This is a genomic window from Senegalimassilia anaerobia JC110 (assembly GCF_000236865.1).
GTDB lineage: Bacteria > Actinomycetota > Coriobacteriia > Coriobacteriales > Eggerthellaceae > Senegalimassilia > Senegalimassilia anaerobia.
The window spans coordinates 1-312 of record NZ_CAEM01000078.1; the positions used below are offsets into that span (position 1 = coordinate 1).

At 78.2% G+C, this 312-nt stretch carries 1 protein-coding gene; it reads right to left on the reverse strand.

Annotated elements, in window-relative coordinates; all coding sequences use genetic code 11:
- Nucleotides 1-312, reverse strand: a 312-nt coding sequence (locus tag SFHG_RS10740; RefSeq protein WP_042431988.1) for a hypothetical protein, incomplete at both ends; no start/stop codon positions are given.

The following is a 312-nucleotide window of genomic DNA, read 5'->3' on the forward strand; positions in this document are numbered from 1 at the left end:
CGGGCCTCGCCGCCAGCTGCCTTTCCGCCTCGCGCCGCACCGCGCGGGCCGCTGCCGGGGTCTTCAGGGCCTCGCTCGCGAACGCCCTCGCTGCCACCTTGGCGCGCGGGCTCGCCTCGTCCCACGTCGCGCCCGGTTCCACGGCCCGGGAAAGCTGCGCGAGCTCGCGGCCCATCTTCGAGGCCTGCTCGAGGCTTATGCCGTATCGCCTCGCGGCGGCCTGCTGGCGCACCAGGTCGGGCCTCGACAGGCGCGCCTGCGCCGCGAGCCGGGCGCGCTCGGCGTCCTGGGCCTGCCGGCGCCTGTCGCGCG